The 26,695-nt window shown below is 67.7% G+C and carries 25 protein-coding genes; 15 read left to right on the top strand and 10 right to left on the bottom strand.

The window, feature by feature from the left end:
* The first annotated feature begins 12 nt into the window (after positions 1 to 12).
* The 10 genes from kdpB to BFE01S_RS15035 all read left to right on the top strand — a co-directional run bounded on the left by kdpB (position 13) and on the right by BFE01S_RS15035 (position 12,524).
* Positions 13 to 2,100 (top strand): potassium-transporting ATPase subunit KdpB, encoded by a 2,088-nt coding sequence (gene kdpB, locus BFE01S_RS14990; protein WP_028226226.1) that lies wholly within the window; start codon positions 13 to 15, stop codon positions 2,098 to 2,100.
* A gap of 40 nt (positions 2,101 to 2,140) precedes the next feature.
* Entirely contained in the window at positions 2,141 to 2,719 is a 579-nt protein-coding gene (gene kdpC, locus BFE01S_RS14995; protein WP_028226227.1) for a potassium-transporting ATPase subunit KdpC, read from the top strand.
* 190 nt (positions 2,720 to 2,909) lie between these two features.
* On the top strand, positions 2,910 to 5,840 hold the full coding sequence (locus tag BFE01S_RS15000; RefSeq protein WP_028226228.1) for a DUF4118 domain-containing protein: 2,931 nt from the start codon (positions 2,910 to 2,912) through the stop codon (positions 5,838 to 5,840).
* A complete protein-coding gene (gene kdpE / locus BFE01S_RS15005; RefSeq protein ID WP_028226229.1) occupies positions 5,833 to 6,531 on the top strand; it encodes a two-component system response regulator KdpE in 699 nt (232 codons plus the stop codon). The genes BFE01S_RS15000 and kdpE overlap by 8 nt, the downstream gene beginning before the upstream one ends.
* Before the next feature lie 95 nt (positions 6,532 to 6,626).
* Positions 6,627 to 6,947 carry a quaternary ammonium compound efflux SMR transporter SugE gene (gene sugE / locus BFE01S_RS15010; protein WP_028226230.1) on the top strand — a complete coding sequence of 107 codons (321 nt, stop codon included), beginning with the start codon at positions 6,627 to 6,629 and terminating at the stop codon, positions 6,945 to 6,947.
* 245 nt (positions 6,948 to 7,192) lie between these two features.
* A complete protein-coding gene (locus BFE01S_RS15015; protein ID WP_028226231.1) occupies positions 7,193 to 7,807 on the top strand; it encodes a DUF4126 domain-containing protein in 615 nt (204 codons plus the stop codon).
* A gap of 146 nt (positions 7,808 to 7,953) precedes the next feature.
* A complete protein-coding gene (locus BFE01S_RS15020; protein WP_028226232.1) occupies positions 7,954 to 10,461 on the top strand; it encodes an ABC transporter permease in 2,508 nt (835 codons plus the stop codon).
* Positions 10,462 to 10,599: 138 nt separating this feature from the next.
* Entirely contained in the window at positions 10,600 to 11,010 is a 411-nt protein-coding gene (locus BFE01S_RS15025; RefSeq protein WP_028226233.1) for a group II truncated hemoglobin, read from the top strand.
* Between the two features lie 192 nt (positions 11,011 to 11,202).
* Positions 11,203 to 11,934, top strand: a complete 732-nt coding sequence (locus BFE01S_RS15030) for an alanyl-tRNA editing protein (protein ID WP_028226234.1) — start codon at positions 11,203 to 11,205, stop codon at positions 11,932 to 11,934.
* Positions 11,931 to 12,524, top strand: a complete 594-nt coding sequence (locus BFE01S_RS15035; RefSeq protein WP_028226235.1) for a DUF924 family protein — start codon at positions 11,931 to 11,933, stop codon at positions 12,522 to 12,524. The genes BFE01S_RS15030 and BFE01S_RS15035 overlap by 4 nt, the downstream gene beginning before the upstream one ends.
* Here the strand turns inward: BFE01S_RS15035 and BFE01S_RS15040 are convergent.
* From BFE01S_RS15040 to BFE01S_RS15085, 10 genes are all read right to left on the bottom strand, one after another.
* The gene (locus BFE01S_RS15040) at positions 12,521 to 13,267 is read right to left on the bottom strand and encodes an SDR family oxidoreductase (protein WP_028226236.1); all 747 of its coding nucleotides are present in this window, start codon (positions 13,265 to 13,267) and stop codon (positions 12,521 to 12,523) included. The genes BFE01S_RS15035 and BFE01S_RS15040 overlap by 4 nt on opposite strands.
* 187 nt (positions 13,268 to 13,454) lie before the next feature.
* A complete protein-coding gene (locus tag BFE01S_RS15045; protein ID WP_028226237.1) occupies positions 13,455 to 14,039 on the bottom strand; it encodes an LOG family protein in 585 nt (194 codons plus the stop codon).
* The gene (locus tag BFE01S_RS38660) at positions 14,036 to 14,812 is read right to left on the bottom strand and encodes a TetR/AcrR family transcriptional regulator (protein ID WP_042337674.1); all 777 of its coding nucleotides are present in this window, start codon (positions 14,810 to 14,812) and stop codon (positions 14,036 to 14,038) included. Before BFE01S_RS38660 ends, BFE01S_RS15045 begins: the two co-directional genes overlap by 4 nt.
* 253 nt (positions 14,813 to 15,065) lie before the next feature.
* Positions 15,066 to 15,605 (bottom strand): diacylglycerol kinase, encoded by a 540-nt coding sequence (locus BFE01S_RS38665; RefSeq protein ID WP_322787829.1) that lies wholly within the window; start codon positions 15,603 to 15,605, stop codon positions 15,066 to 15,068.
* A gap of 220 nt (positions 15,606 to 15,825) precedes the next feature.
* Positions 15,826 to 16,857 (bottom strand): glycosyltransferase family 4 protein, encoded by a 1,032-nt coding sequence (locus BFE01S_RS15060; protein ID WP_028226238.1) that lies wholly within the window; start codon positions 16,855 to 16,857, stop codon positions 15,826 to 15,828.
* Positions 16,858 to 16,960: 103 nt separating this feature from the next.
* On the bottom strand, positions 16,961 to 17,908 hold the full coding sequence (locus tag BFE01S_RS15065) for a UDP-2,3-diacylglucosamine diphosphatase (RefSeq protein ID WP_028226239.1): 948 nt from the start codon (positions 17,906 to 17,908) through the stop codon (positions 16,961 to 16,963).
* Between the two features lie 201 nt (positions 17,909 to 18,109).
* A complete protein-coding gene (locus tag BFE01S_RS38670) occupies positions 18,110 to 18,712 on the bottom strand; it encodes an RDD family protein (RefSeq protein ID WP_407668214.1) in 603 nt (200 codons plus the stop codon).
* A gap of 145 nt (positions 18,713 to 18,857) precedes the next feature.
* On the bottom strand, positions 18,858 to 19,646 hold the full coding sequence (locus tag BFE01S_RS15075; RefSeq protein WP_028226240.1) for a DUF3106 domain-containing protein: 789 nt from the start codon (positions 19,644 to 19,646) through the stop codon (positions 18,858 to 18,860).
* Between the two features lie 15 nt (positions 19,647 to 19,661).
* On the bottom strand, positions 19,662 to 20,084 hold the full coding sequence (locus BFE01S_RS15080; protein WP_028226241.1) for a DUF3619 family protein: 423 nt from the start codon (positions 20,082 to 20,084) through the stop codon (positions 19,662 to 19,664).
* Positions 20,081 to 20,644: an RNA polymerase sigma factor gene (locus tag BFE01S_RS15085; protein WP_028226242.1), complete on the bottom strand. Its 564-nt coding sequence runs from the start codon at positions 20,642 to 20,644 to the stop codon at positions 20,081 to 20,083. The genes BFE01S_RS15080 and BFE01S_RS15085 overlap by 4 nt, the downstream gene beginning before the upstream one ends.
* A 542-nt stretch (positions 20,645 to 21,186) precedes the next feature.
* Here BFE01S_RS15085 and BFE01S_RS15090 point away from each other — a divergent pair.
* The 5 genes from BFE01S_RS15090 (at position 21,187) to pssA (ending at position 26,393) form a co-directional block, all read left to right on the top strand.
* Entirely contained in the window at positions 21,187 to 22,971 is a 1,785-nt protein-coding gene (locus tag BFE01S_RS15090; protein ID WP_028226243.1) for an acetolactate synthase 3 catalytic subunit, read from the top strand.
* Positions 22,972 to 23,099: 128 nt separating this feature from the next.
* Complete coding sequence (ilvN, locus tag BFE01S_RS15095) at positions 23,100 to 23,591, top strand: acetolactate synthase small subunit (RefSeq protein ID WP_028226244.1); 492 nt, start codon at positions 23,100 to 23,102, stop codon at positions 23,589 to 23,591.
* A gap of 82 nt (positions 23,592 to 23,673) precedes the next feature.
* On the top strand, positions 23,674 to 24,690 hold the full coding sequence (gene ilvC / locus BFE01S_RS15100; RefSeq protein ID WP_028226245.1) for a ketol-acid reductoisomerase: 1,017 nt from the start codon (positions 23,674 to 23,676) through the stop codon (positions 24,688 to 24,690).
* A 159-nt stretch (positions 24,691 to 24,849) separates the two neighbouring features.
* Entirely contained in the window at positions 24,850 to 25,503 is a 654-nt protein-coding gene (locus BFE01S_RS15105) for a phosphatidylserine decarboxylase (RefSeq protein WP_028226246.1), read from the top strand.
* 11 nt (positions 25,504 to 25,514) lie between these two features.
* Positions 25,515 to 26,393 carry a CDP-diacylglycerol--serine O-phosphatidyltransferase gene (pssA, locus tag BFE01S_RS15110; protein ID WP_028226247.1) on the top strand — a complete coding sequence of 293 codons (879 nt, stop codon included), beginning with the start codon at positions 25,515 to 25,517 and terminating at the stop codon, positions 26,391 to 26,393.
* The last annotated feature ends 302 nt before the right edge of the window (positions 26,394 to 26,695 follow it).

The following is a 26,695-nucleotide window of genomic DNA, read 5'->3' on the forward strand; positions in this document are numbered from 1 at the left end:
GACTACTTAAAAATGAATCAGCATAGTGCAACACGGTCCATGTTCGATCCGGCGCTCGTGCGTCCGGCCATCGTGGACTCGTTCCGCAAGCTCAAGCCGCGCACCCAGTTGCGCAACCCCGTGATGTTCTGCGTCTACGTGGGCAGCGTGCTCACGACGATCCTCTGGGTCGCCGCGCTCATGGGCCAGGCCGAGGCGCCTTCGGGCTTCATCCTCGCCATCGCCCTGTGGTTGTGGTTCACGGTGCTCTTCGCGAACTTCGCCGAAGCGCTGGCCGAAGGCCGCTCGAAGGCGCAGGCCGCGTCGCTGCGCCAGGCCAAGCGCGACGTGATGGCGAAGAAGCTCAACGAGCCGCATCCGAAGGCGCCGATCCGCATCATGACCGCTTCGGACCTGCGCCGCGGCGACGTGGTGCTGGTCGAGACCGGCGACACGATTCCGGCCGACGGCGAAGTGATCGAAGGCGTCGCCTCGGTGGACGAATCGGCGATCACGGGGGAATCCGCGCCGGTGATCCGCGAGTCGGGCGGCGACTTTTCCTCGGTGACGGGCGGCACGCGCGTGCTTTCCGACTGGATCGTCGTGCGCGTCACGGCGAATCCGGGCGAAGCCTTCCTCGACCGCATGATCGCGATGGTGGAAGGCGCGAAGCGCCAGAAGACGCCCAACGAGATCGCGCTCACGATCCTGCTGGTCGCGCTCACCATCGTGCTGCTGCTCGCCACCGCCACGCTGCTGCCGTTCTCGATGTTCTCGGTCGAGGCCGCGAAGATGGGCCACGTGGTCACGATCACGGCGCTCGTCGCGCTGCTCGTGTGCCTGATTCCGACGACGATTGGCGGGCTGCTTTCGGCCATCGGCGTGGCGGGCATGAGCCGCATGATGCAGGCCAACGTGATCGCGACCTCGGGCCGCGCCGTGGAGGCCGCCGGCGACGTGGACGTGCTGCTGCTCGACAAGACCGGCACGATCACGCTCGGCAATCGCCAGGCTTCGGCGTTTGTCCCGGCGCCGGGCGTTCAGGAAGAAGCGCTCGCGGATGCCGCGCAGCTGGCCTCGCTTTCGGACGAAACGCCGGAAGGCCGCAGCATCGTCGTGCTCGCCAAGCAGCGCTTCAACATTCGCCAGCGCGACATGGCCGCGCTGCACCCGGTGTTCCTCGCCTTCAGCGCGCAGACGCGCATGAGCGGCGTGGACCTCGCCGACCGCGAGATTCGCAAGGGCGCGGCCGATGCCGTGAAGAACTACGTCGAATCGTACGGCGGCCGCTTCCCGGCCGAGGTGGAAACGGCGGTGGACGACGTGGCGCGCCGCGGCAGCACGCCGCTCGTGGTGGCGCAGCGCACCCAGGACGGTTCGGCGCAGGTGCTCGGCGTGATCGAACTGAAGGACGTGGTGAAGGGCGGCATCAAGGAGCGCTTTGCCGAACTGCGCAAGATGGGCATCAAGACCGTGATGGTGACGGGCGACAACCGCCTGACCGCCGCCGCGATCGCCGCCGAAGCGGGCGTGGACGACTTCCTCGCCCAGGCCACGCCGGAAACCAAGCTCGCGACCATCCGCGAACACCAGGCGCAGGGCAAGCTCGTGGCGATGACGGGCGACGGCACCAACGACGCCCCGGCGCTCGCGCAGGCCGACGTTGCGGTGGCGATGAACACCGGCACGCAGGCCGCGAAGGAAGCGGGCAACATGGTCGATCTGGATTCGAACCCGACCAAGCTCATCGAGATCGTCGAGATCGGCAAGCAGATGCTCATGACGCGCGGCTCGCTCACCACGTTCTCGATCGCCAACGACGTCGCGAAGTACTTCGCGATCATTCCGGCGGCGTTCGCGACCACGTATCCGCAACTGCGCGTGCTCGACGTCATGCACCTGAGCTCGCCTTCGTCGGCGATTCTCTCGGCGGTGATCTTCAACGCGCTCATCATCGTGATGCTGATTCCGCTGGCGCTCAAGGGCGTGAAGTACCGGCCGCTCGGCGCAGCCTCGCTGCTGCGTCGCAACCTGCTGGTGTACGGCCTCGGCGGCATCATCCTGCCGTTCCCGTGCATCAAGCTGATCGACATGGTCATTGCCGCCCTCGGCTGGGCCTGATGCCGGGTCTCACTGCACTCACGCACATTCGGGAAAGAACATGAAATCGCTGTTTCGTCCTCTCATCGTGATCTTCGCCGTGCTCGCGGCGCTCACGGGTCTCGCCTATCCGGCCGTGATGACCGCGTTCGGCCAGGCGGTGTTCCATCGCCAGGCCAACGGCAGTCTCGTCGAAGTCGACGGCAAGGTGGTGGGCTCCGAGCTGATCGGCCAGCAGTTCGACGCGCCCCAGTACTTCTGGGGCCGTCTCTCGGCCACCTCGCCGAATCCGTACAACGCGACGAGCTCGGGCGGCTCGAACCTCGGCCCGACCAACCCGGCGCTCGCCGACGAGGCCAAAGGCCGGATCGCCGCGCTCAAGGCCGCGGGCACCGACGTCTCGCAGCCGATCCCGGTCGATCTCGTGACGTCCTCGGGCAGCGGCCTCGACCCGGAGATCTCGCCCGCCGCCGCGGCCTACCAGGTCGAGCGCGTCGCGAAGGCGCGCCACCTGAGCCCCTCCGACGTGCAGGCGCTCGTAGACCGCTACACGAAGGGCCGCCAGTTCGGCGTGCTCGGCGAGCCGCGCGTGAACGTGCTCGAACTGAACCTTGCCCTCGACGGCAAGCAGGTCGGCTGATCGATGCCAGAAGGTCACTGCTGCGGCCGCTGAACGGGCCGCGGCGTTGGCTGCGGCACCCCCAACCGCACGCCGCGGCCAGCGCGGCGTGCGGTTTGCCATTTCGGTGCCGCGGTGAGACGATCAGCATGACTCATCGTGTTGTCCCGGCGCGCGAGCCACGCAGCGCCCAACCTGAAATCCGATCCGCATGAACCGTCCCGATCCCGACGAACTGCTAGACCGCCTCCAGCGCGACGAGGAAAAAGCCCGCCGCGGCAAGCTGAAGATTTTCTTCGGCGCATCGGCGGGCGTCGGCAAGACCTACGCGATGCTGCAGGCCGCGCGCCGGCACGCGGAGGAGGGCGCCGACGTGGTGGTGGGCATCGTCGAAACCCACGGCCGCAGCGAGACCGCCGCGCTCACGGCGGGGCTCGAAGTGCTGCCGCGCGCGCAGATCGCCTATCGCGGCCGCACGCTCGAAGAGTTCGATCTCGACGCCGCGCTCGCGCGAAAGCCGCAGCTCGTGCTCGTCGACGAGCTCGCGCATTCGAACGTGGCCGGCGCGCGCCACATGAAGCGCTGGCAGGACGTGTACGAACTGCTCGATGCCGGCATCGACGTCTATACGACCGTCAACGTCCAGCACCTCGAAAGCCTGAACGACGTGGTGGGCCAGATTACGGGCATCCGCGTCTGGGAGACCGTGCCCGACCGCGTGTTCGACCGCGCCGACGAAGTCACGCTCGTCGATCTGCCCGCCGAGGAACTGCTCGACCGCATGCGCGACGGCAAGGTGTACATGCCGGCGCAGGCGGAGCGCGCGGTGCGCAACTTCTTCCGCAAGGGCAACCTGATCGCGCTGCGCGAACTGGCGCTGCGCCGCACGGCCGACCGCGTGGATGCGCAGATGCGCGAGTACCGCGCCGACCGCTCGATCCAGCACGTCTGGCAGGCGCGCGAGCGGCTGCTGGTGTGCGTGGGGCCCGGCCCCGAGGCGAACGCGCTCGTGCGCGCCGCGGCGCGCCTCGCGGCGAGTCTGAAGGCCGACTGGATCGCGGTCTATGTCGAAACGCCGAAGCTCCAGCGCCTGCCCGATGCGACCCGCGAGCGCACGCTCGGCGCGCTCAAGCTCGCCTCGGAGATGGGCGCGGAGACCGCCACGCTCGCGGGCGAGGACGCGGCCGCCACGCTCGTCGGCTACGCGCGGCTGCGCAACGTCTCGAAGCTCGTCGCGGGCGGCTCGCTGCGCACGGGCTTCGCGCGCTGGTGGCCCCGGCCGTTCGGCGAGCGTCTCGCGGAACAGGCCGGCGACGTCGATCTCACGCTCGTGCGCGCCATGGCCGGCGACCCCGCCGCTTCGCACGAACCCACCGGCGCAGGCGCCGCCGCGCGCGCAGCGAATGCGTGGCGCGACGCGCTCGCCGCCGGCGGCGGCCAGCGCTCGCCGCCGCGCGCGTATGCCGCCGCGCTCGTGATCTGCGCCTGCATTACGCTGATCGCGAGCCAGCTGATCGACCGCATCGATCTCGCCAACCTCGTGATGCTGTACCTGCTCGGCGTGATCTTCACGGCGACGAAACTCGGGCGCGGCCCGGGCGTCCTGCTCTCGTTCGCGAGCGTGGCCGCCTACGACTTTTTCTTCGTGCCGCCGCGCATGTCGTTTTCGGTGAGCGATACGCAGTATCTGCTGACCTTCGTGGGCATGCTGCTCACCTCGCTCGTCATCAGCCATCTCACGTCGAGCCTGCGCCGCGAGGCGAGCGTCGCGCAGCGGCGCGAGCAGCGCACGGGCGCGATGTATGCGATGGCGCGCGAGCTCGCCGCGGCGCTCACCACCGAGCAGATCGTCGCGATCGGCAGCCGCCACGTGAGCGAGGTGTTCGGCGCGCACGTGGCCATCCTGCTGCCGGACAGCGTCGACAAGATCCAGCAGAAGGTCGAGGAGCCCGACCCGCAGATCATGCTCGACGCCGCAAGCCTCGACATCGACGTGGCCCAGTGGGTGTACGACCAGCAAAAGCCCGCGGGGCAGGGCACCGACACGCTGCCCGCGGCCACCGCGCGCTATCTGCCGCTCAAGGCGCCCATGCGCACGCGCGGCGTGCTCGCAGTGGTCACGCGCGATGCGCACGAGCTGCAGGTGCCCGAGCAGCAGCGCATGTTCGACGCCTTCGCGGCGCAGATCGCGCTCGCGCTGGAGCGCGTGCACTACGTGGAAATCGCGCGCGATGCGCTCGTCAACATGGAGTCGGAGCGCCTGCGCAACTCGCTGCTCTCGGCGATCTCGCACGACCTGCGCACGCCGCTCACGGCCATCGTCGGCTTCTCGTCGATGCTCGCGCAGACGTGGGAGGCGACGGGCGCGCCCGAGGATCCGCGTTCAGGTGAACTGATCGAATCGATCCACGACGAGGCGCTGCGCATGACCGGCATCGTCACGAACCTGCTCGACATGGCGCGGCTGCAGGCCGGCAGCCTCAAGCTGAACCGCCAGTGGACGCTGCTCGAAGAAACCGTGGGCGCGGCGCTGGCCGCCTGCCGGCGCGTGCTCGCGCGGCACCCGGTGCGCGTCGCGCTCGAAGCGGGACTGCCGCTGCTGCATCTGGACGCGGTGCTGATGGAGCGGCTCTTCTCGAACCTGCTGGAGAACGCCGCGAAATACACGCCTTCCGATACGCCGCTCGTCATCGGCGCGCGGCGCGTGGAGATGGGCGGCAACCCGTTCGTGCGCGTGACGATCGACGACAGCGGGCCAGGCCTGCCGCCCGGCATGGGCGAGCGCGTGTTCGAGAAGTTCACGCGCGGCGAGAAGGAATCGGCCAAGCCCGGCATCGGCCTCGGGCTCGCCATCTGCCGCGCGATCGTCGAGGCGCACGGCGGTACAATCGGCGCGGGCAATCGCGTCGATAACGAGGGGCGCGTGCTGGGCGCGTCGTTCTGGTTCGCGCTGCCGGTGGAGGCGCCGCCGCCGCTGCCCGCCGACGCCGCCGAAGACGAAGCCGCCGAAGACGTTCCCCATGTCGTCCCCGATGTGGCCGGTCTTGCCGCCGCCGCCCGGCTCGTCGACGAAGGCGCCGTGGCCGACGGCGCCGCCGCCCCCCACCTGAAACCTGCCGATTCGAAGCCTTCCCATGAGTGATCCGAACGTTGCCGTTGTCCTGATCGAAGACGAAAAGCAGATTCGCCGCTTCGTGCGGGCGTCGCTGGAAGGCGAAGGGATCGTCGTGCACGACGCCGAAACGGGCAAGCAGGGCCTCGTCGAGGCGGCCACGCGCAAGCCCGATCTCGTGATCGTCGATCTCGGCCTGCCCGACACCGACGGGCTCGACGTGATCCGCGAACTGCGCGGCTGGAGCGATCTGCCGGTGATCGTGCTTTCGGCGCGCACCCAGGAAAGCGAGAAGGTGGCCGCGCTCGACGCCGGCGCCGACGACTACCTGACCAAGCCGTTCGGCGTATCCGAACTGCTCGCGCGCATCCGTGCCCACTTGCGCCGGCGCAACCGCGGCGGCGCGAACGAAGAGCCGCAGGTGAGTTTCGGCGAGGTGACGGTCGATCTGGGGCTGCGCCAGGTCACGCGCGCGGGCGCGCCGGTTCATCTGACCCCCATCGAGTACCGGCTGCTCGCCACGCTCGTGCGCGACGCGGGCCGCGTGCTCACGCACCGGCAATTGCTGCGCGAGGTGTGGGGGCCGTCGCACGTGGAGAGCAGCCACTACCTGCGGATCTACATGGCGCACCTGCGCCAGAAGCTCGAACGCGACCCCGCGCAGCCCGAGCACATCGTGACCGAGACGGGCGTGGGCTACCGGCTGGTGGGCGTGCAGTGAGCAGGAAAAGGCATCCGGCGATATAATTACAAAACTGTAAGGACGGCCTTGCAGTTTTTTAGTCCGGGGACGACCCCATTTTCAGGGAGCGTCTCATGTCCTGGTTTCTTCTCCTCATTGCCGGTCTGCTCGAAGTGGCGTGGGCCGCCGGCCTCAAGATGTCCGACGGATTCACGCGGCTGTGGCCGTCGGTCTTCACTCTCGTCACCGCGCTCGGCAGCTTCGGTCTGCTGGCGATGGCCATGCGGCAACTGCCGCTCGGCACGGCTTACGCCGTGTGGACCGGTATCGGCGCGGTAGGCGCGTTCATCTTCGGCATTGTCGCCATGGGCGAGACGCTTTCCGTCGCCCGCGTGGCGAGCGCGGCGCTCATCGTGCTCGGGCTCGTGGGCCTCAAGCTGACCTCGGCGGCCTGATCGGGCGCTCCGCCTTCCCGTTTTCGAGCCCGATGCCGCATTTTGCTGTTGCATCCGCAGCAATGCGCACTGCGGCGCTGCGAAAGGCGTAGCTATAATGGAACAGTCATAACCCGATCACACTCCGCGCCGCCGGCGCGGCGAGCGTCGGCGCCGCAGGGTACCGGGAGGGCCCCGGTCCCTCGATGCGCGGTCCTCGCCTGGCGGTGCCACGGCGCCCGGCCGCACCGCGCGAGGAGACAGCCATGCTGGAACCATTTTCGCTAGCAGCGGGCCTGTCGTGGGGCAGCGGCCTGCGCCTCTACCTCACGGTGTTCATGGCCGGCGTGATGCAGCGCCTCGGCCTGATCCATCTGCCCGACACGCTGGCCGTGCTGGCCTCGCCGTGGGTGATCGGCGTCGCCGCGGCGCTCACCGTGCTCGAATTCCTCGCCGACAAAGTCCCCGCGTTCGATTCGCTCTGGGACGCGCTCCACACCTTCATCCGCATTCCGGCCGGCGCCGTGCTCGCAGCCGGGGCGATGGGCCACGCCGATCCGGCCGTGCTGACCGTCGCGGCGCTGGTGGGCGGCACGCTCGCCGGCACCGCGCACCTCGCGAAGGCCGGCACGCGCGCGCTGATCAACCTCTCGCCCGAACCTGTCTCGAACGTCGTCACGTCGAGCGCCGAAGACGGCCTGACCTTCGTCGGCCTGCTGCTCGCGTTCTTCTTGCCGCTGCTGTTCCTGCTGATGCTCGTGGCCTTTCTGGTGCTTGCCGCCTGGGCGCTTCCGCGCTTGTGGCGCGGCGTGCAGGGCGGTTTTCGCGGCATGGCCGCGCACATGGTCTCGCGCTTTTCGCTGCGGAGCCGTCACGATTGAGCGTTCCTCCCCGTTCTACGCACGCTTCGTCCCCGCAAGAGCCCGCGCGTAGCGAGGGCGGCCCCGGTGTGCCGCGCCCGCAGCCGGGCGCCGGGGCGGTGCATCGTTCTCCCGGTTTTTTCGACGTCGTGCGCCTTGCCGTTCGCATGACGGCGCGCGACTGGCGCGCCGGCGAATTGACGATGCTGCTGCTCGCGCTGGTGCTCGCCGTCGCGGCGCTTTCGAGCGTGGGTTTTCTCGCCGACCGGCTCGACCGGGGGCTCGAGCGCGACGCCCGACGCATGATCGCCGCCGATTTCATCGTCCGCGCCGATCACCCCGTCGATCCGATGTTCCTGCGCGAGGCGCAGTCGCTCGCGCTGCGCACCGCGAATACGGCAATCTTTCCGAGCATGGTGACGGCCGATGCCGCCAACGGCCAGCCGCTCTCGCGGCTGGCGGCCATCAAGGCGGTGTCGGCGGACTATCCGTTGCGCGGCGCGCTGCGTATCGCGCCGGCCGCAGGCGCGCCCGATCGCGAGGCGCAGGGCATCCCGCCCCCCGGCACGGTCTGGGTGGACGACGAGTTGCTCGACGCGCTCAAGCTGCACGTGGGCAGCGCCGTGAAGGTGGGCAACCGCAGCTTCACGGTGGGCGCCGTCATTACGCGCGAGCTCGACCGCGGCTTCTCGTTCGTGAACTTCTCGCCGCGCCTCATGATGCGCGACGACGAGCTCGCGTCCACGGGGCTCGTCACCTACGGCAGCCGCGTGACGTACCGGCTGCTCGTCGCGGGTGCCGACCCCGCTGTCGCGCAATTCGCGAAGTGGGCGCATGCACGCGTGGACGGCGGCCAGATGCGCGGCGTCGGTCTCGAATCGCTGCACGACGGCCAGCCGCAGGTACGGCAGACGCTCGACCGCGCGCGCCATTTCCTCACGCTCGTTTCGCTCCTCACGGCGCTGCTCGCCGCGGTGGCGATCGCCATGGCCGCGCATCGCTACACGCGGCGGCATCTCGATAGCTGCGCCACCATGCGCTGCGTCGGCGCGAGCCAGCGCACGCTGCGCACGCTCTTCGTGCTCGAATTCCTCGGACTGGGGCTTGTGGGCGGCGCGGTGGGCGTGGCGCTCGGCTATGCGGGGCATTTCGCGCTGCTCGCCTGGCTCGGCAGCCTGATCTCGGTGCAGTTGCCGTATCCGGGGCCGCTTGCCGCGCTCGAAGGTCTCGCGGCCGGCCTCGTGCTGTTGCTCGGTTTCGCGCTGCCGCCGCTCCTGCCGCTCACGCGCGTGCCGCCGGTGCGCGTGCTGCGCCGCGAATGGGGCGAAGCGGGGCGCACCGCCTGGGCCGCCTATGGCGTGGGCATCGTGCTCTTCGCCGGACTTCTCGTGATTGCGGCGGGCGAGTTGAAGCTCGGCGGCATCGTGGCCGGCGGCTTTGCGATCGGCATGCTCGTGTTCGCCTGTGTGGCGCGACTCGCGCTCTGGGGCGCGGCGCGCCTCGCGCGCAGCGAGCGGCTGGGCGGCGGGGTGCGCGCGGGCGTGGGCTGGCGCTACGCGCTGGCGTCGCTGGAGCGGCGCCCGGGCGCGAGCGCGTTGCAGATCACGGCGCTCTCCATCGGCCTCATGTGCCTCCTGCTGATCGCGATGACGCGCAACGACCTCATCGACGGCTGGCGCAAATCGACCCCGCCCGACGCGCCCAACGAATTCCTCATCGACATCCAGCCCGACCAGCGCGACGCCGTGGCGGGATGGTTGCGCACGCACGGGTTCGCGGACGTCGCGCTCGAGCCGATGGTGCGCGGCCGCCTCATTGCGATCAACGACAAGCCGGTGGACCCCGTGCATTACCCGAGCGAGGACGCGCGGCGCCTCGTGGACCGCGAGTTCAACCTCTCGTACACGACGCAACTGCCCGACGACAATCGCATCGCCGCCGGCACGTGGTACGGCGACTCCAGCGCGCCGCAACTGTCGATCGAAGAGGGGCTCGCGAAGCTGATCGGCGTGAAGACCGGCGACGTGCTCAAGTTCGACGTGACCGGCCTCGAAGTGAGCGCGCCCGTGACGAGCGTGCGCAAGCTCGACTGGGGCTCGTTCAAGGTCAACTTCTTCGTGCTGATGCCGCCGCCCTTGCTGCGCGACTTCCCGGCCACCTACATCACGAGTTTCCATTTGCCCGATGCGCAGCGCAGCGTCGTGGACGGTCTCGTCGCGCAATATCCGAACGTCACGGCCATCGATATCGCGCCGATTCTCGCGCAGATCCAGCGCATGCTGGAGCAGGTCATCGGCGCGGTGCAGTTCCTCTTCCTGTTCACGCTCGCGGCGGGCGTGCTCGTGCTCTACGCGGCGCTCGCGGGCACGCGCGACGAGCGCATGCGCGAGTCCGCGCTGCTGCGGGCGCTCGGGGCGTCGCATGGGCAGGTGCGCGCGGTGCAGGTAGCGGAGTTCGTTGCCGTCGGCGCGCTCTCCGGACTCATGGCGGCCATCGGCGCGCAGGTGGTGGGCAACGTGCTCGCCACGCGCGTGTTCCAGTTCTATCTGCCGTTCGACCCGTGGCTCGTGCCCGCGGGTATTGCGGCGGGCGTGGCATGCGCGGGCGTGGGCGGCTGGATCAGCCTGCGGCACGTGCTGGCGCGGCCCGCGCTGCAGTCGTTGCGCGACGCCTGAGGGGCGCGGGGCGCGATCCTCGCGAGGCGCGCGGCCCGTCGCGCGCCGCTATGCGAAAATCGTGGCCTTCCCCCTGCGCGTTTTGCGCGCGAGGTCAGCCCCCAACGTTTTTTGCATCGACTTTCCGTAACTTTCCGTATGACCGATTCAGCCGACGAAGCGCCGCAGCAACCCACGGCCTTCGAACTCGTCGGCGGCGAGGCCCGCGTGCGCGAACTCGTCGACCGCTTCTACGACCTGATGGATCTCGAGGCCGATTTCGCGGGCATCCGCGCCCTGCATCCGCCCACGCTCGACGGCTCGCGCGACAAGCTGTTCTGGTTCCTGAGCGGCTGGCTGGGCGGCCCCGATCACTACATCGAACGGTTTGGCCATCCGCGCCTGCGTGCGCGCCATCTGCCGTTTGCGATTGCGTCGTCCGAGCGCGACCAGTGGCTGCGCTGCATGGCGTGGGCCATGGAGGACGTGGGTCTGGCCGAGCCGCTTCGCGAGCGCCTGCTGCACTCGTTTTTCGATACGGCCGACTGGATGCGCAATCGCCCGGGTTGATCGGGCTTGATCCAGGTTGATCTGCGCTGATCTGAGTTTGGCCGGGCCTATGCGACTGGCCCGGCGAGTGGGCCGGTACAGTCCGGCCGTGGCATCCGGCATGTGCATTTGGGAACACGCCCAGTGCCGCCCATAATGGGCCGAATAGAGGCCGATTGCCAGCCTGGCATGGACAGGAAGGAGACTCGACGTATGACGACCAGGGCGTTGTTTCGCGAAGATGCCTATCTCACCCACTGCGACGCGACGCTCGTCGCGGTGCGCGAGGACGGCGTGCTGCTGGACCGAACGGTGTTCTATCCGCTCGGCGGCGGTCAGGCCGGCGACACCGGCGCGCTGATCCTCGCCGACGGCACGCGCATCGCGATTGCCGACACGCGCAAGGCGAAGTTCGAAGGCGCCACGCCCGACGACGCCCTGCACGTGCCCGCGCCGGGCCAGGAGGCGCTGCTTGCCAGCCTGCGGGCCGGCGAGCCGGTGCGCGCGGAGATCGACTGGGCGCGGCGCCATCGGCACATGCGGCTGCACACGGCGAGCCACCTGATGTGCGCGGTGCTGCCGTATGCCGTGGATGGCTGCAGCATCACGACCGACTACGCGCGGCTCGACTTCGCGACCGTCGAGCCGATCGAGCGCGAAGGCGTCGAGGCGCGGCTCGCGGAACTGGTGGCGGGGGCGCATCCGGTAGCCACCGAGTGGATTACCGACGAGGAAATGGCCGCGCGCCCCGAACTCGTCCGCACGATGAGCGTGAAGCCGCCGATGGGCCTCGGGCGCGTGCGTCTGTTGCGTATCGAGAGCGTCGATTTGCAGCCCTGCGGCGGCACGCACGTGCGCAATACGAGCGAGATCGGCGCGCTGCGCGTGGCGAAGCTGGAGAAGAAAAGCGCCCGCACGCGGCGCCTCGTGCTGGAGCTCGCATGACGGCGGTTCTCGATCCGCGGGCGCGCGAGGTGCTCGACTTCTGGTTCGGCACGCCGGGTTCGGCGGAGTACGGTCGGCCGCGCAAGATGTGGTTCAGCAAGGACGACGCGTTCGATGCGCGATTGCGCGAGCGTTTTGGCGCCCTGCTGGAGGCGGCTTGTGCGGGCGAACGGGACGCGTGGGCCGCAACGCCCGAAGGCACGCTCGCGCTCGTGATCGTGCTCGACCAGTTCTCGCGCAACTGCCATCGCGGCACGCCGCGGGCGTTCGCCGCCGACGCTCGCGCGCTGGCGTTCTCGCAGCGGCTGGTGGCGAGCGGCGCGGACCGCGGGCTCCCTACGCTCTATCACCGTGTGTTCGTGTATTTGCCGTTCGAGCACGCCGAATCGATGGACGCGCAACGCGAATCGTTGAGGCTTTTCGGCGCGCTGCGGCACGAGCCGGACGGCGAGGACTACTACGATTTCGCCGTGCGGCACGCGAAGGTGATCGAGCGTTTCGGACGCTTCCCGCATCGCAACGCGCAACTGGGGCGCCCGTCGAGCGAAGCCGAACTCGCCTTCCTGCGCGAGCCCGGCTCCGGGTTCTAGCGGCCGCCGCTCACGTCGATGAGCGCGCCGGTCACGTACGACGCGGCATCGCTCAGGAGCCAGACGATGGCCTCGGCCACTTCGTCGGCGCTGCCCGGCCGCCCGAGCGGCGTTTGCGCGCCGAGCACGGCGGCGCGGTCGGGGCGGCCGCCGCTCGCATGAATTTCCGTGTCGATGAGGCCCGGGCGCACCGCATTCACCCGCACGCCCTGCGGACCGAGCTCCTTGGCGAGGCCGATCGTCAGCGTGTCGATGGCGCCCTTCGATGCCGCATAGTCGACGTATTCGCCGGGCGAACCGAGCCGCGACGCCGCGGACGAGACATTGACGATCGCGCCGCCTTCGCCGCCGCGGTCCTTCGACATGCGCCGCGCCGCTTCGCGCGCGCACAGGAACGCGCCGTAGACGTTCACGTCGAACATGCGTTTGAGGCGCTCGGCGCTCATCTCGGCCAGCGTGGAAGACGGCGCGACGATGCCCGCGTTGTTGACGAGCGCGTCGACGCGGCCATAGGCGTGCTCCAGCGCGTCGAACATCGCGATCACGTCGGCTTCGCTGGCGACGTCGCCGTGCAGCACGCGCGCGTGGCCGCCTGCGCGGCCCACTTGCGCCGCGGTTTCCGCGGCAGCCGGTTCGTTATGCTGATAGTTGACGCCCACGGTCCAGCCGCGCGCGCCGAGAAGCCGCGCGGTCGCACGGCCGATGCCGCGGCTCGCGCCGGTAATCAGAACCACCTTGCTCATCGGTCCATCCCCGTTGTTTGACGGTTCAATCCGGTTACATTCCGACCCAGGCGGGCCTGGGCGGGCTCAAGCAGGCTCAAGCAGGCCCAAGCAGGCCCAAGCAGGCCCAAGCAGGCTCAAGCAGGCTCAAGCAGGCTCAAGCAGGCTCAAGCGCCGCGCGCAGCCGGACGATCAACGGCTCGCGCGCTCAGACATTGTCGCGCGCGCTGGACCACTTGTCCTGTGCGGGCGCGCGGTAGCGCTGGAGCTTGTCGATCAGCGCGGCCGGATCGCTTTCGATCTGCAGCAGATCGAAGTAGGTCTGACGCATGAAGCCTTCGCTCACGGTGTGCCGCAGCAGCGCGATCAGCGGGTCGTAGAAGCCGTCGATATTGAGCACCGCGACCGGCTTGTGGTGATAGCCGAGCTGCGCCCACGTATAGACTTCGAACAGCTCTTCGAGCGTGCCCGCACCGCCCGGCAGCGCGACGAACGCGTCCGAGAGGTCGGCCATCATCTTCTTGCGGTGGTGCATGTCGGGCACGACATGCAGTTCCGAGAGACCCTCGTGGCCCACTTCCTTGTTCACGAGCAGTTCGGGGATCACGCCGATCGCACGGCCGCCCCCGGCCATCACGGTGTCGGCGATCACGCCCATCAGGCCCACCTTGCCGCCGCCGTAGACGAGGCCGAGATCGGCCGCGACCAGCGCCCGGCCGAAGGTCTGCGCCGCTTGCGTATAGATGGGGCTGGCTCCATGCGAGGAACCGCAATAAACGCAGACGGCCTTCATTCGCGCACGTCCTTGCTCTCGCGCCCGGCGCCGCGCGCCGCGCCCGGCGCTGCTCCGGCTGCTCCGGCGGCCCCGGCCGCGCCGTCGCGCGGCGGGAGGTAGTCGTAGAACTCGCGCTTGGCGAGCTTGCCCGAGACGAGGTCGTCGAAGAGCTGGCGGGCCCGCCCGCGCAGATACGGCGCCATCAGCGAAACGATCTGCACGCTCACCTGGTGGAGTTCGTCGCGGATCGCTTCCTGGTCGTTGTACTTGCGCGGGTTCATCACGAACTGGTACGAGAGCCAGTAGGTGGCGATCACGCCGATGTTGGTCGCGATCACGGCGATTTCGGCGGGGGTGGCCACCATTTCGCCGTCGGCCTGGAGTTGCTCGCAGAACTGCTTCGCGAAGTGAACCTTGTGGCTGATGATCTGCTTGAAGTGCATCTCCAGCGTGCGGTTGCGCGCGAGCAGGTCGTTCAGGTCGCGATAGAGAAAGCGGTAGCGCCACGTGAAATCGACCATGTACTGCAGATAGGCCCACATTTCGTCGATGGTGGCGCGGTGGTCGTCCGGGAAGCGCAGACGCTTTTCGATCTCCTGCTCGAACTGGCTGAAGATGCTGTTGATGATGTCGTCTTTGTTGCGGAAGTGGTAGTACAGGTTGCCTGGACTGATCTCCATTTCCTCGGCGATGGTCGTCGTGGTGACGTTCGGCTCGCCGATCTCGTTGAACAGTTTCAACGAGAGTTCGAGAATCCGTTCGCGTGTACGGCGGGGAGTTTTGGCTTCCATGTCGTCCGGCCCTGAAAGTGCCGGGCTTGCGCGCTGCTGCACGGTCGCTGCTGCGTGGATTGCCCGGACGCGGTTGGTCTTTTTTTAGGGCCGGTTTATGCGAAATCGGCGTGGACGGGCCCTAAGACTATCGTTCGATTATAAACCGACGATTCGACCCGTAAGGGCAGGTAAGAGACTGCGAATGGCCCGCGAGGGAGGGCGGCGGGCGTGGTGTGCGCCGCGCAGGCGTGCTGCGCGGCGAGGGCAGGGTTTACAGCGAGGCGAGCCAGGCGAGCAGCGGCGGCCCGAAGAGGGGGACGAGGATCAGCCCCCAGGTCATCACGCAGAACGCGAGCGCCACCGTCACGGCCGCGCTGCCGAGGTCCTTGGCGCGCCGCGAAAGCTCGTTGCGCTCGAGGCCGATGCGGTCGATGGCGTTTTCGATGCTCGAATTGATGAGCTCGACGATCAGCACCAGCATGACCGAGCCAAGCAGCAGCACGCGCGCGACAGGCTCGACCGGCACAAAAAGCGCGATCGGCACGAGGATGGCTGCGAGCGTGAGTTCCTGGCGAAAGGCGCTTTCCTCGCGGATCGCCACGCGAAAGCCCGCGATCGAATTCTTGAGCGCGTGCCAGGCGCGCGTGAGGCCGCGGTTGCCCTTGTACGGATTGAACGGCGGCGGCGCGAGTGGATCGTCGGGGCCGAGCGGTTCGTGGGGCTCGTGCGCGTCGGCGCTTTCCGCGGCGTCGTGGTGTGAGAGCGGCGGCTGCGGCGCCTCGCCGGCACGCAGGGGCACGGCGCGGACCATGGCAGCGGCTGCGCCTTGAGCGGAACTCGATGGGGAAGTAGAGCGTGACGGCATGGCGGTGCGGGTAGAGCTGCCAGTATCGCACGCCGCGTCCGGCGACGGGCCGGGCGCGGCGGCATGGTGCGCCGCTTGGTTCGCCGCGTGCACGGGCGGGTCCCGCGCGTCGTCGCCGGCGGGTACGCGCGCAATCGATGGCCGGGTCATGGGACGCCTCCCGGCCTCAGGCAGCGGCGCTCGATTCCTGCATCGTCGCGCGCGCCCGCGGCTTCAGGTGCGAGGCGAACTGCTCGGAAGCCGCGCGCCACGAGAAGCGTTCGGCCCAGGCGCGCGCCGTCGCGCGGTCGATCTTGAGCGCTTCGAGGCAGGCCTCGCGCAGGTCTTCGTTCATCGCGCCCGCGTGGCCTGTGCCGAGCACGTCGATCGGGCCCGTCACCGGGTAGGCGGCGACCGGCGTGCCGCAGGCGAGGGCTTCGAGCAGCACGAGGCCGAAGGTGTCGGTGCGGCTCGGGAAAACGAAAACATCGGCGGCCGCGTAAACCTTCGCCAGTTCGGGCTGGCTCAGGACACCCAGGTAGTTCGCCTGGGGATAGCGCGACTTCAGTTCGGCGAGCGCGGGGCCTTCGCCGCACACCCATTTCGAGCCCGGCAGGTCGAGCTTGAGGAACGCCTCGACGTTCTTCTCCACGGCCACGCGGCCCACGTAGAGGAAGATCGGGCGCGCGGTGTTGAGCACCTTCGAATCCATCGGCTGGAAGATGTCGAGGTCCACGCCGCGCGTCCACAGCACGACGTTCGTGAAGCCGAACTTTTCGAGGTCGGCCTTCACGACGGGCGTGGGCGCCATCACCGCGAGCGAGGGCTTGTGGAACCAGCGCAGGAACCGGTAGGTGGCCGGGAGCGGAATGCCGAAGCGCGCCTGCACGTACTCGGGAAAGCGCGTGTGGTAGGCGGTCGTGAAGGGCAGATCGTGCTTGATCGCGTACGCGCGCGCGGCGAGGCCGAGCGGGCCTTCGGTGGCGATGTGCAGCGCATCGGGGCCGAAGGCTTCGATGCGCTGGCGCAGATGGCGCCTGGGGAGCAGCGAGAGCCGGATTTCCGGGTAGGTCGGGCACGGGATCGTGCGGAATTCGAGCGGGGTGAGCAGCTCCACCTGGTGCCCGAGCGCAATCAGTTCGCGCGTGGTGTTCTTCAGCGTACGTACCACGCCGTTGACCTGCGGCTCCCATGCATCGGTCACGATCATTACTTTCATCGGTCGTCGGCCCTCTGATCCTGCGGTTATTCGAGCCCCGCGAGGGGCGTGGGGCGAGCCGCGTACAGTGCGAGGCTCGCGGGTGCGTCACTTGCCCGGGCGCTCAGGCGCTCACGCGTGCCTTGCGCGTCGAAACCTGCGCCTGCGGGGCCTGCATCACCGTCCAGTAGACGATGCGCAGTTCGCCCTCGAAGGTTTCGACGAGCGCCGAGAGGCTTTCCACCCAGTCGCCGTCGTTGCAGTACAGCACGCCGTCGATGTCGCGGATTTCGGCCTTGTGGATGTGGCCGCAGACCACGCCGTCACAGCCGCGGCGGCGCGCTTCGTCGGTCATCACGCGCTCGAACGACGAGATGAAGTTCACGGCGTTCTTCACCTGGTGCTTGAGGTACTGCGAGAGCGACCAGTACTGGAAACCGAGCTTCGCGCGGACGCGGTTGAACCAGCGGTTGAGCACGAGGATCGCCGTGTACGCCGAATCGCCGAGGTACGCGAGCCACCTGGCATGCTGGATCACGCCGTCGAACAGGTCGCCGTGCACGATCCACAGGCGCTTGCCGGCAAGCGTCGTGTGGAACGCTTCCTCGCGCACGTGGATGTCGCCGAACGCGAGGTTGCAGAACTGGCGCGCCGCTTCGTCGTGGTTGCCCGGGATGTACACGACCTGGGTGCCCTTGCGCGCCTTGCGCAGCACCTTCTGCACGACGTCGTTGTGGGCCTGCGGCCAGTACCAGCCCTTCTTCAGCTGCCAGCCGTCGATGATGTCGCCGACGAGGTACAGGTACTCCGACTCGTTATGACGCAGAAAATCGAGCAGGTAGTTGGCCTGGCAGCCGCTCGAGCCGAGGTGGATGTCGGAGAGCCAGATGGTGCGGTAGCGATGCGGGGCGGGGTGATCGTCGTCGTGGGGGCCGGTGGCCGTCGAATCGGAGAGCGGCAGCGGCGGAGAGGAAAAGGTGGCGCCGCCGGGGCCCGGGCTGAATGCCCCAGGGTCGGTGGCCGGTCCGGTGGTCTGCCGGAAGAGTGGTGTCGCGGTCGGGTTCTGGGCCATGGCTCGCGCGGCGGGTTTGCAATAGGCGCATTGCGCCATGTGGGCGTGACGATGCCGTGACAGTCACAAGATGTTCTTGTTACGCAGTCCTGCGCGCTCGCGCGCGGGCGGCGCAAGGCCCCGCGGGCGTTTGCTGCGAGGGGGAAATGGCCGGGCTTTGGCCGCGCGAACGCGAGGCAGGTGAGGTAGCCGCAGGGCGCGCTACTGTGGCGCGCGCGGCACAGCGACGATGCGCGTGCCGGCGATGCGGTCGTGCAGGAACTGGCGCTGTGCGTCGAAGCGGGCGCCGGCGGTCCACAGCGCGAACCAGACGGCTTCGAGCAGCAGCGTGCGCGGGATCGAGAGGCCGAAGAGCGGATGCAGCGCGAGGGGCGGCAGGAACCAGAGCCAGGCGGCGAAGTAGCGCAGCGCTGCGCGCGCGATCGTGGGCGGCGCGCCGTCGGGGCCGACCACGCGCATGCGCCAGGTTTTCATGGGCAGCGTTTGTCCGCCGCGGTGCCAGAAGCCGACAAAGTACGCGCCGGCGACCACGGCGATCCATGCCGACATCAGGTGATGGTAGGTCAGGCCGTTGCGCTGCTGGAGCACGAGGCTGAATGCGAGTCCCGCGAGGAAGATCACGCCGAACAGCAGTACGCCTTCGTAGAGGAGCGCGGCGAGGCGACGGCGGATCGCCGGCGTGGGAGGGGCGGGCGGCGGGTTTTCGCGCTGCGGGGCGGTGCCGGCCTGGGCGGCGGCTTCCGGAGTGGCTTCATGAGCAGCTTGAGGGGCTTGCTGAGCTACGGCGCTGGCGGGCTCGGTCACGGCGGCGTCGGAAAGGGGACGGGACGCCTCAAGCATAACCGCGAACGCCCGGGCAGCGGCAGACGGCCAATGCGCGGGAATACCCGCGGGAAGCTGCGGCAGGGACGAAAACCAGGACGAAAACCAGGACGAAAACCGGCCGGCCTTACGAGCCCTTGAACAGTGCCGGCGCTTCGGCGGGCGAAACCGGAATCGGCGTGGCCGGCACGAAGCTCGCCGCCGAGGGGATGCCCGCCATAGCCGGCGCGGGCTCGGTCATCGCACCGGGCGTGGAGACGCTAGCCGGAGCGGTGCCCGAAGCGGCCGGCGCCGAAGCCGGGCTGTGCGGCTGGCCGCGGCGCTCGCGCTCGTCGACGAGACGCTCGATGTCGCGGATCTCGCTCTTGCTGCCCGACGGCGGCGCGCTGACGACCGTGCGGCGCTTGCGCTCGGTCGCGGCGAGCTTCGCCTTCTGCTCGGGGGAGAGCTCCTGGTAGTCCTTCCACGCGCGCTGGCGGGCCTGTGCCGGCAGCTCCTTGGACGCCTGGTAGTTTTCGCGCGCAACGCGGCGCTGCTCGGGCGTCATGCGGACCCATTCAATCATGCGGTCGTGCAGGCGTTTTTGCGCATCCGGCGACATTTTCGGATAACGTGCGGCGATCTTCAGCCATTTTCGCTTGCGTTCGTCGCTGAATTTGTCCCATTCGGTGGCGAACGGCGCGAGCGCCGCGCGTTGGTCGTCGGTGAGGCGCGCCCAGGCGAGCGGATCCTGGTGCCCGGGCAGCGGCGCGAACGCCGTGGCGATCGAGGTGGCGACGGAGGTGCCGCTGGCCGGAGCGCCGGCCGCGGCGCCCGGCGTCTCTTCGGGGTGAAAGCGCGGATATGTCGCCACATACGACACGACTGCCGCGACCACCGATCCCATCACTACGGCCAGGCCGCGCTTGTAACTCACCCCGCGAGTCTCCGGTTAGTGCGAACGCGACAGGTACGCGTTGAAACCGTGATCGAGATACGCGGTGAGCGGCAGATCGTCGCTCAGCATGGCGGCGTCGATATCGGCAAGCTCGGCCGTGTGTTGCTGATCCTCGAAGTACGCGATGGCGAAGAGGCCCGCCACCAGCGCGGCGAGCGGCCAGGCCAGCGCGAGGCGCTTGAGCGGCGAGCGGCGGCGCGGTGCCGCCGGCGCAGCCAGCGTTCCGGGCAGGCCCGCCGCGGCGAGCGACGGCACGCGCACCAGCACCGGCTCGGCTTTCTTGCGCGCAAGTGCGCTCCGGCGGGCGGTGGCGAGGCGGTCAGTAGCAGAGGCGGGCAGACTGGCGGCACTCTCGTCGAGGGCACGGCGCAGTTCCCGCACGAACTCTAGTTCTTTGTTTTCGAGAGCGGAACTCATAGCGTGATTCCTTTTGCCTTGAGTGCTTGTGCCAGCGTGTGGGTGGCCCGCGAGCAGTGCGTTTTCACGCTGCCTTCGGAGCAGCCCATTGCGGCGGCAGTCTCGGCGACATCCATATCCTCCCAGTAACGCATCAGAAACGCCTCCCGTTGACGTGCCGGTAATTTCTGGATTTCCTGGTCGATCAGATTGAGGACCTGTTCTCGTTCGAGTCGTTGTTCGCTGCTCTCCGCGCCGACCGTGCCCTCCTGCGCCTCGAAGGTCTCGAGGGGGTCGAAATCGTCGTCGTCGGCGTTGCCGAGCGACGAAAACAGGCTCACCCAAGTATTGCGTACTTTTTGCCGACGAAAATAATCATGCGTCGTGTTTTGCAGGATGCGCTGGAAGAGGAGGGGCAGTTCGGCGGCGGGGCGGTCTCCGTATTTTTCGGCGAGCTTGATCATCGCGTCCTGCACGATGTCGAGCGAGGCGTCGTCGTCCCTCACGGCGTAGACCGTCTGCTTGAACGCGCGTCTTTCGACGCCCGCCAGAAAATCGGCGAGTTCCTTGTCTGATGCCATCCGGTGCAGGGCGCCGCCACCAGAGCGTACGCGTAATCGTTCGAAAAATGTCGTAAAACTCGCGGATGCTAGCAAATTTTCGTGCCGACGGGGTAATGGCGCGGCCGGATATCCCCGGGACAACCTGTAAGGCGCCGTATCCGGGATGCCCTGTTTGTATCGTCCCCGCCCGTCCGGCCGAACCCGCCGGGGCCTGCTGGGGCCTGCCGGGGCCGGGCGGAGCGGGCAAAGCGGCGGGTGTGCATCGAGCGCCGGCGCCTTGCGGGCGCGCTTCACGAAACGCCCCAAAAATCCATCGGACACGTACGCGATGCGCACAAAAGTGGGGTCATCCGCAACGCGCGTGCCCGCGGCGGCAAGAATCGCTTGACCGTCAGGGCATGACCCGCTATCTTCGACGGTTCGCAACATAAGTGACCTGTCTCAATTCGGGTGTGGCCCAAGAAGCTCACCTGTCAACTGGACGCGCCGCTTGAACCCGAGCCACAAGCCCGGCAGAGAGCACCCGATCAATTTTTTGCCGAAAATTCGAAAGGTGAATGATGAATATGCCCAGCGCGGAATTCTCCACGTCGGTTTCCCCTTCTTCACACGAATCTGACCCTCACGGCCATCAAGGCCAGTCCATCGGCGCAACCGTGCTGATGAAGGCGCTCGCCGACGAGCAGGTCGAATTCGTCTGGGGTTATCCCGGCGGCTCGGTGCTCTACATCTACGACGAGCTGTACAAGCAGGACAAGATTCAGCACGTGCTCGTGCGCCACGAACAGGCAGCCGTGCACGCGGCCGATGCCTATTCCCGCTCCACCGGCAGGGTGGGCGTGTGTCTCGTGACCTCGGGCCCGGGCGTCACCAACGCGGTGACCGGCATCGCGACGGCCTATATGGACTCGATCCCGATGGTGATCATCAGCGGCCAGGTGCCGACTGCCGCCATCGGCCAGGACGCCTTCCAGGAATGCGACACCGTGGGCATCACGCGCCCGTGCGTGAAGCACAACTTCCTCGTGAAGGACGTGCGCGAGCTCGCGGCCACCGTCAAGAAAGCGTTCTACATTGCGCGCACCGGCCGTCCCGGCCCCGTGCTGATCGACATTCCGAAGGACGTATCGAAGACGCCGTGCGCGTACGAACCGGTGAAGAACGTCGCGCTGCGCTCGTACAACCCGGTGACGAAAGGCCACTCGGGGCAGATCCGCAAGGCGGTTTCGCTGCTGCTCACGGCGAAGCGCCCGTACATCTACACCGGCGGCGGCATCATCCTCGCCGATGCGGCGCGCGAACTGAACCAGTTCGCCGACCTGCTCGGCTACCCGGTCACGAACACGCTGATGGGGCTGGGCGGCTATCGCGCGAGCGACCGCAAGTTCCTCGGCATGCTCGGCATGCACGGCACCTACGAAGCCAACATGGCCATGCAGCACTGCGACGTGCTGATCGCCATCGGCGCGCGCTTCGACGACCGCGTGATCGGCGACCCGGCGCACTTTGCCTCGCGTCCGCGCAAGATCATTCACATCGACATCGACCCGTCGTCGATCAGCAAGCGCGTGAAGGTCGATATCCCCATCGTGGGCGACGTGAAGGAAGTGCTGAAGGAGCTCATCGAGCAGCTTCAGCACGCCGAGCACGGCCCCGACACCGAGGCGCTCGCCGCCTGGTGGAAGGACATCGAAGGCTGGCGCGAGAAGAACTGCCTGAAGTTCGACCGTTCGAGCGACATCATCAAGCCGCAGTTCGTGGTGGAGAAGGCGTGGGAACTCACGGGCGGCAACGCGTTCGTCTGTTCGGACGTGGGCCAGCACCAGATGTGGGCCGCGCAGTTCTACCGCTTCAACCAGCCGCGCCGCTGGATCAACTCGGGCGGCCTCGGCACGATGGGCTTCGGCCTGCCGGCGGCGATGGGCGTGAAGATGGCCCACCCCGACGACGACGTGCTGTGCATCACGGGCGAAGGCTCGATCCAGATGTGCATTCAGGAGCTGTCGACCTGCAAGCAGTACGACACGCCCGTGAAGATCATTTCGCTGAACAACCGCTACCTCGGCATGGTCCGCCAGTGGCAGCAGATCGAATACAGCAAGCGCTATTCGCATTCGTACATGGATGCGCTGCCGGACTTCGTGAAGCTGGCCGAGGCCTATGGCCACGTGGGCATCCGCGTCGAGAAGACCGCGGACGTGGAACCCGCGCTGAAGGAAGCGCTGCGACTGAAGGACCGCACCGTGTTCCTCGATTTCCAGACCGACCCTTCCGAAAACGTCTGGCCGATGGTTCAGGCCGGCAAGGGGATTACCGAGATGCTGCTCGGTTCGGAAGACCTGTAACGGCATCTGAACGGCGCCGCTCCGACCTCGCGCGGCACGCGTCCACACAAGGGGCGCGCGGGTTCGCGGGGAAGGGCAGCGGCCGCATGGGCCCAATACGTCAAACTGGATAAATCGCGGAACCCATCATGAGACACATCATTTCCGTTTTGCTGGAAAACGAGCCGGGCGCACTGTCGCGCGTGGTCGGCCTCTTCTCCGCACGCGGCTACAACATTGAAACCTTGACGGTGGCGCCGACCGAAGACCGTTCGCTGTCGCGCATGACCATCGTTTCCATTGGCTCGGACGACGTGATCGAACAGATCACGAAGCATCTGAACCGCCTGATCGAGGTGGTGAAAGTGGTCGACCTTACCGAGGGCGCCCACATCGAGCGCGAGCTGATGCTGATCAAGGTAAGGGCGGTCGGCAAGGAGCGTGAGGAGATGAAGCGGATGGCGGACATTTTCCGCGGCCGCATCATCGACGTCACCGAGAAAACCTACACGATCGAGCTGACGGGTGCGAGCGACAAGCTCGACGCGTTCATCGAGGCGATCGACGCCGCCGCGATTCTGGAAACCGTCCGTACGGGCGGTTCGGGCATCGGGCGCGGAGAACGCATTCTGAAGGTGTGACGACACCTCGCCATTCGTCAGATTCACACGGACAGCAGTACCGAATTCCTCAATTTTTTGTATTTCTCGCCAGGGAACAGACATGAAAGTTTTCTACGACAAGGACGCCGACCTCTCCCTCATCAAAGGCAAGCAGGTCACCATCATCGGTTACGGCTCGCAGGGCCACGCCCACGCGCTGAACCTGAAGGACAGCGGCGTGAACGTGACCGTCGGCCTGCGCAAGGGCGGCGCTTCGTGGAGCAAGGCCGAGAACGCCGGTCTCGCCGTCAAGGAAGTGGGCGAAGCCGTCAAGAACGCCGACGTCGTGATGATGCTGCTGCCCGACGAGCAGATCGCCGACGTGTACGCGAAGGAAGTGCACGCGAACATCAAGAACGGCGCGGCGCTCGCGTTCGCACACGGCTTCAACGTCCACTACGGCCAGGTGATCCCGCGCGCCGATCTGGACGTCATCATGATCGCCCCGAAGGCCCCGGGCCACACCGTGCGCGGCACGTACTCGCAAGGCGGCGGCGTGCCGCACCTGATCGCGGTGGCCCAGGACAAGTCGGGCGCGGCGCGTGACATCGCCCTTTCGTACGCCGCGGCGAACGGCGGCGGCCGTGCCGGCATCATCGAAACGAACTTCCGCGAAGAAACCGAAACCGACCTGTTCGGCGAACAAGCCGTGCTGTGCGGCGGTACGGTCGACCTGATCAAGGCCGGCTTCGAAACGCTCGTGGAAGCGGGCTACGCGCCGGAAATGGCGTACTTCGAGTGCCTGCACGAACTGAAGCTGATCGTGGACCTGATCTACGAAGGCGGCATCGCGAACATGAACTACTCGATCTCGAACAACGCCGAGTACGGCGAGTACGTGACGGGTCCGCGCGTGATCACGGCCGAAACGAAGAAGGTCATGAAGGAAGTCCTGAAGGACATCCAGACCGGCGAGTACGCGAAGAGCTTCATTCTCGAGAACAAGGCCGGCGCGCCGACGCTGCAGTCGCGCCGCCGCCTGACGGCCGAGCACCAGATCGAGCAGGTCGGTGCGAAGCTGCGCGCGATGATGCCGTGGATCGCGAAGAACAAGCTCGTCGACCAGTCGAAGAACTGATCTGACGCTGCGCGAACGGCGGCGGCCGGCTTGTTTTTGCGCCGGACCGGCGCCGGGAAGCCGCCGGATCGCCGGTACTTCACACAAAAGCCGCCCAGGGGGATGAACCCTGGGCGGCTTTTGCTATCCTACGGTTTTTAAAAAAACACCGAAGCCACCATGAATTACCCTCATCCGATCATCGCCCGCGAAGGCTGGCCGTTCATCGCCCTTGCTGCCGTCGTGGCGCTCGTGATCCATGCAATCGCAGGGTTCGGCCTCGCGTGGCCGTTCTGGCTCATCCTCGCCTTCGTCGTGCAGTTCTTCCGCGACCCGCCGCGGCCCATCCCGACCCAGGCGAACGCGGTGCTGTGTCCGGCCGACGGCCGCATCGTCGCCGTCGAAACGGCGCACGACCCGTACGCGAACCGCGAAGCGCTCAAGATCAGCGTGTTCATGAACGTGTTCAACGTGCACTCGCAGCGTTCGCCGGTGGATGGCGCGGTCTCGAAGGTCGAATACTTCCCCGGCGCCTACCTGAACGCCGCCATCGACAAGGCTTCGACCGAGAACGAGCGCAACGCCGTCGTCCTCACGATGGCCGATGGCACCGTGGTGACCTCGGTGCAGATCGCGGGCCTCATCGCGCGCCGCATTCTGTGCTACGTGCGCTCGGGCGAGCCGCTCTCGCGCGGCCAGCGCTACGGCTTCATCCGCTTCGGCTCGCGCGTGGATGTGTACCTGCCCGTGGGCAGCCGCCCGCGCGTGTCGATCGGCGAGAAGGTGTCCGCGTCCTCGACGATCCTCGCCGAACTGCAAACGCAATCGGCATAAGGAGGGTTGCGATGGCCGGATTCAAACCGCGTCGTCCCCGCAATGCAGCGGGCGGACCGCTGCCGCGGCCGTTCCGCCGCAACAAGCCTTTGCAGGACCCGCCCGTGGGCGTCGCCGCGACCCGCCGCGCCGCGCGCCAGCAGTTCCTGAAAAAGCGCGGCATCTACCTGCTGCCCAACGCGTTCACCACGGCGGCGCTCTTCTGCGGCTTTTTCGCCGTCGTGCAGGCCATGAACGTGCGCTTCGAGGTCGCGGCCATCGCGATCTTCGTGGCAATGGTGCTCGACGGCATGGACGGGCGCGTCGCGCGCATGACGCATTCGCAGAGCGCGTTCGGCGAGCAGTTCGACAGCCTCTCCGACATGGTCTCGTTCGGCGTCGCGCCGGCGCTCGTGATGTACGAGTGGGTGCTCAAGGATCTCGGCCGCTGGGGGTGGCTCGCGGCCTTCGTCTATTGCTCGGGGGCGGCGCTGCGGCTTGCGCGCTTCAACACGAACATCGGCGTGGTGGACAAACGGTTCTTCCAGGGCCTGCCGAGCCCGGCGGCCGCGGCGCTGATCGCGGGCTTCGTCTGGCTCGCCACGGATAACCGCGTGCCCGTCAAGCTCGCCTGGCTGCCGTGGGTGGCGTTCGTGCTGACGATCTACGCGGGTGTGACCATGGTGTCGAACGCGCCGTTCTACAGCGGCAAGGCGCTGGACGTGCGGCACCGGGTGCCGTTCGCCGCGATCCTGCTGGTGGTGGTGGCGTTCGTGCTGGTGTCGTCCGATCCGCCGCTCATGCTGTTCGGCCTGTTCGTGCTGTACGGCCTTTCGGGCTATGTGTTCTGGGCCTGGCAGGCGGCCCGCGGCCGGAGCAACCCGGCGCGCTCCTCGCCGCGCGACCGCTAAGGGCACGCTGGCGCGCAGTCTCGCAGGGCCGCTTCGTGCGGCCCTGATTGCTTGTGGTTGCTTGTGGCCGCTTGTGGCGCCTGTTTTCGGGGCCTGCGCGAGGCGGCCTGGCGCCCGTGGGAGACCCCGGGATGCGGCCAATTGCGCTATCGGCGGAATCCCGCTATAGTCGGCGGCATGGCAACGATCTCGTTCCCCCTCCTTTCTCTTCAAGCCGGCGCGCCCCTAAGCACGCTAGCTCTAGCGCGCCTGCCGCGCTGATCTCGCTCGCCCTCCGTCTGCTTCGTTCATTGTCAGCGTCG

The organism is Paraburkholderia ferrariae NBRC 106233, from assembly GCF_000685035.1.
Classification (GTDB): Bacteria; Pseudomonadota; Gammaproteobacteria; order Burkholderiales; family Burkholderiaceae; genus Paraburkholderia; species Paraburkholderia ferrariae.

What these genes read in the sequence shown, in the direction of transcription:
- kdpB (WP_028226226.1), top strand. Translation starts at nt 13, where the DNA reads ATGAATCAGCATAGTGCAACACGGTCCATGTTCGATCCGGCGCTCGTG.
- kdpC (WP_028226227.1), top strand. Translation starts at nt 2,141, where the DNA reads ATGAAATCGCTGTTTCGTCCTCTCATCGTGATCTTCGCCGTGCTCGCG.
- BFE01S_RS15000 (WP_028226228.1), top strand. Translation starts at nt 2,910, where the DNA reads ATGAACCGTCCCGATCCCGACGAACTGCTAGACCGCCTCCAGCGCGAC.
- kdpE (WP_028226229.1), top strand. Translation starts at nt 5,833, where the DNA reads ATGAGTGATCCGAACGTTGCCGTTGTCCTGATCGAAGACGAAAAGCAG.
- sugE (WP_028226230.1), top strand. Translation starts at nt 6,627, where the DNA reads ATGTCCTGGTTTCTTCTCCTCATTGCCGGTCTGCTCGAAGTGGCGTGG.
- BFE01S_RS15015 (WP_028226231.1), top strand. Translation starts at nt 7,193, where the DNA reads ATGCTGGAACCATTTTCGCTAGCAGCGGGCCTGTCGTGGGGCAGCGGC.
- BFE01S_RS15020 (WP_028226232.1), top strand. Translation starts at nt 7,954, where the DNA reads ATGACGGCGCGCGACTGGCGCGCCGGCGAATTGACGATGCTGCTGCTC.
- BFE01S_RS15025 (WP_028226233.1), top strand. Translation starts at nt 10,600, where the DNA reads ATGACCGATTCAGCCGACGAAGCGCCGCAGCAACCCACGGCCTTCGAA.
- BFE01S_RS15030 (WP_028226234.1), top strand. Translation starts at nt 11,203, where the DNA reads ATGACGACCAGGGCGTTGTTTCGCGAAGATGCCTATCTCACCCACTGC.
- BFE01S_RS15035 (WP_028226235.1), top strand. Translation starts at nt 11,931, where the DNA reads ATGACGGCGGTTCTCGATCCGCGGGCGCGCGAGGTGCTCGACTTCTGG.
- BFE01S_RS15040 (WP_028226236.1), bottom strand. Translation starts at nt 13,267, where the DNA reads ATGAGCAAGGTGGTTCTGATTACCGGCGCGAGCCGCGGCATCGGCCGT.
- BFE01S_RS15045 (WP_028226237.1), bottom strand. Translation starts at nt 14,039, where the DNA reads ATGAAGGCCGTCTGCGTTTATTGCGGTTCCTCGCATGGAGCCAGCCCC.
- BFE01S_RS38660 (WP_042337674.1), bottom strand. Translation starts at nt 14,812, where the DNA reads ATGGAAGCCAAAACTCCCCGCCGTACACGCGAACGGATTCTCGAACTC.
- BFE01S_RS38665 (WP_322787829.1), bottom strand. Translation starts at nt 15,605, where the DNA reads ATGGTCCGCGCCGTGCCCCTGCGTGCCGGCGAGGCGCCGCAGCCGCCG.
- BFE01S_RS15060 (WP_028226238.1), bottom strand. Translation starts at nt 16,857, where the DNA reads ATGAAAGTAATGATCGTGACCGATGCATGGGAGCCGCAGGTCAACGGC.
- BFE01S_RS15065 (WP_028226239.1), bottom strand. Translation starts at nt 17,908, where the DNA reads ATGGCCCAGAACCCGACCGCGACACCACTCTTCCGGCAGACCACCGGA.
- BFE01S_RS15080 (WP_028226241.1), bottom strand. Translation starts at nt 20,084, where the DNA reads ATGAGTTCCGCTCTCGAAAACAAAGAACTAGAGTTCGTGCGGGAACTG.
- BFE01S_RS15085 (WP_028226242.1), bottom strand. Translation starts at nt 20,644, where the DNA reads ATGGCATCAGACAAGGAACTCGCCGATTTTCTGGCGGGCGTCGAAAGA.
- BFE01S_RS15090 (WP_028226243.1), top strand. Translation starts at nt 21,187, where the DNA reads ATGAATATGCCCAGCGCGGAATTCTCCACGTCGGTTTCCCCTTCTTCA.
- ilvN (WP_028226244.1), top strand. Translation starts at nt 23,100, where the DNA reads ATGAGACACATCATTTCCGTTTTGCTGGAAAACGAGCCGGGCGCACTG.
- ilvC (WP_028226245.1), top strand. Translation starts at nt 23,674, where the DNA reads ATGAAAGTTTTCTACGACAAGGACGCCGACCTCTCCCTCATCAAAGGC.
- BFE01S_RS15105 (WP_028226246.1), top strand. Translation starts at nt 24,850, where the DNA reads ATGAATTACCCTCATCCGATCATCGCCCGCGAAGGCTGGCCGTTCATC.
- pssA (WP_028226247.1), top strand. Translation starts at nt 25,515, where the DNA reads ATGGCCGGATTCAAACCGCGTCGTCCCCGCAATGCAGCGGGCGGACCG.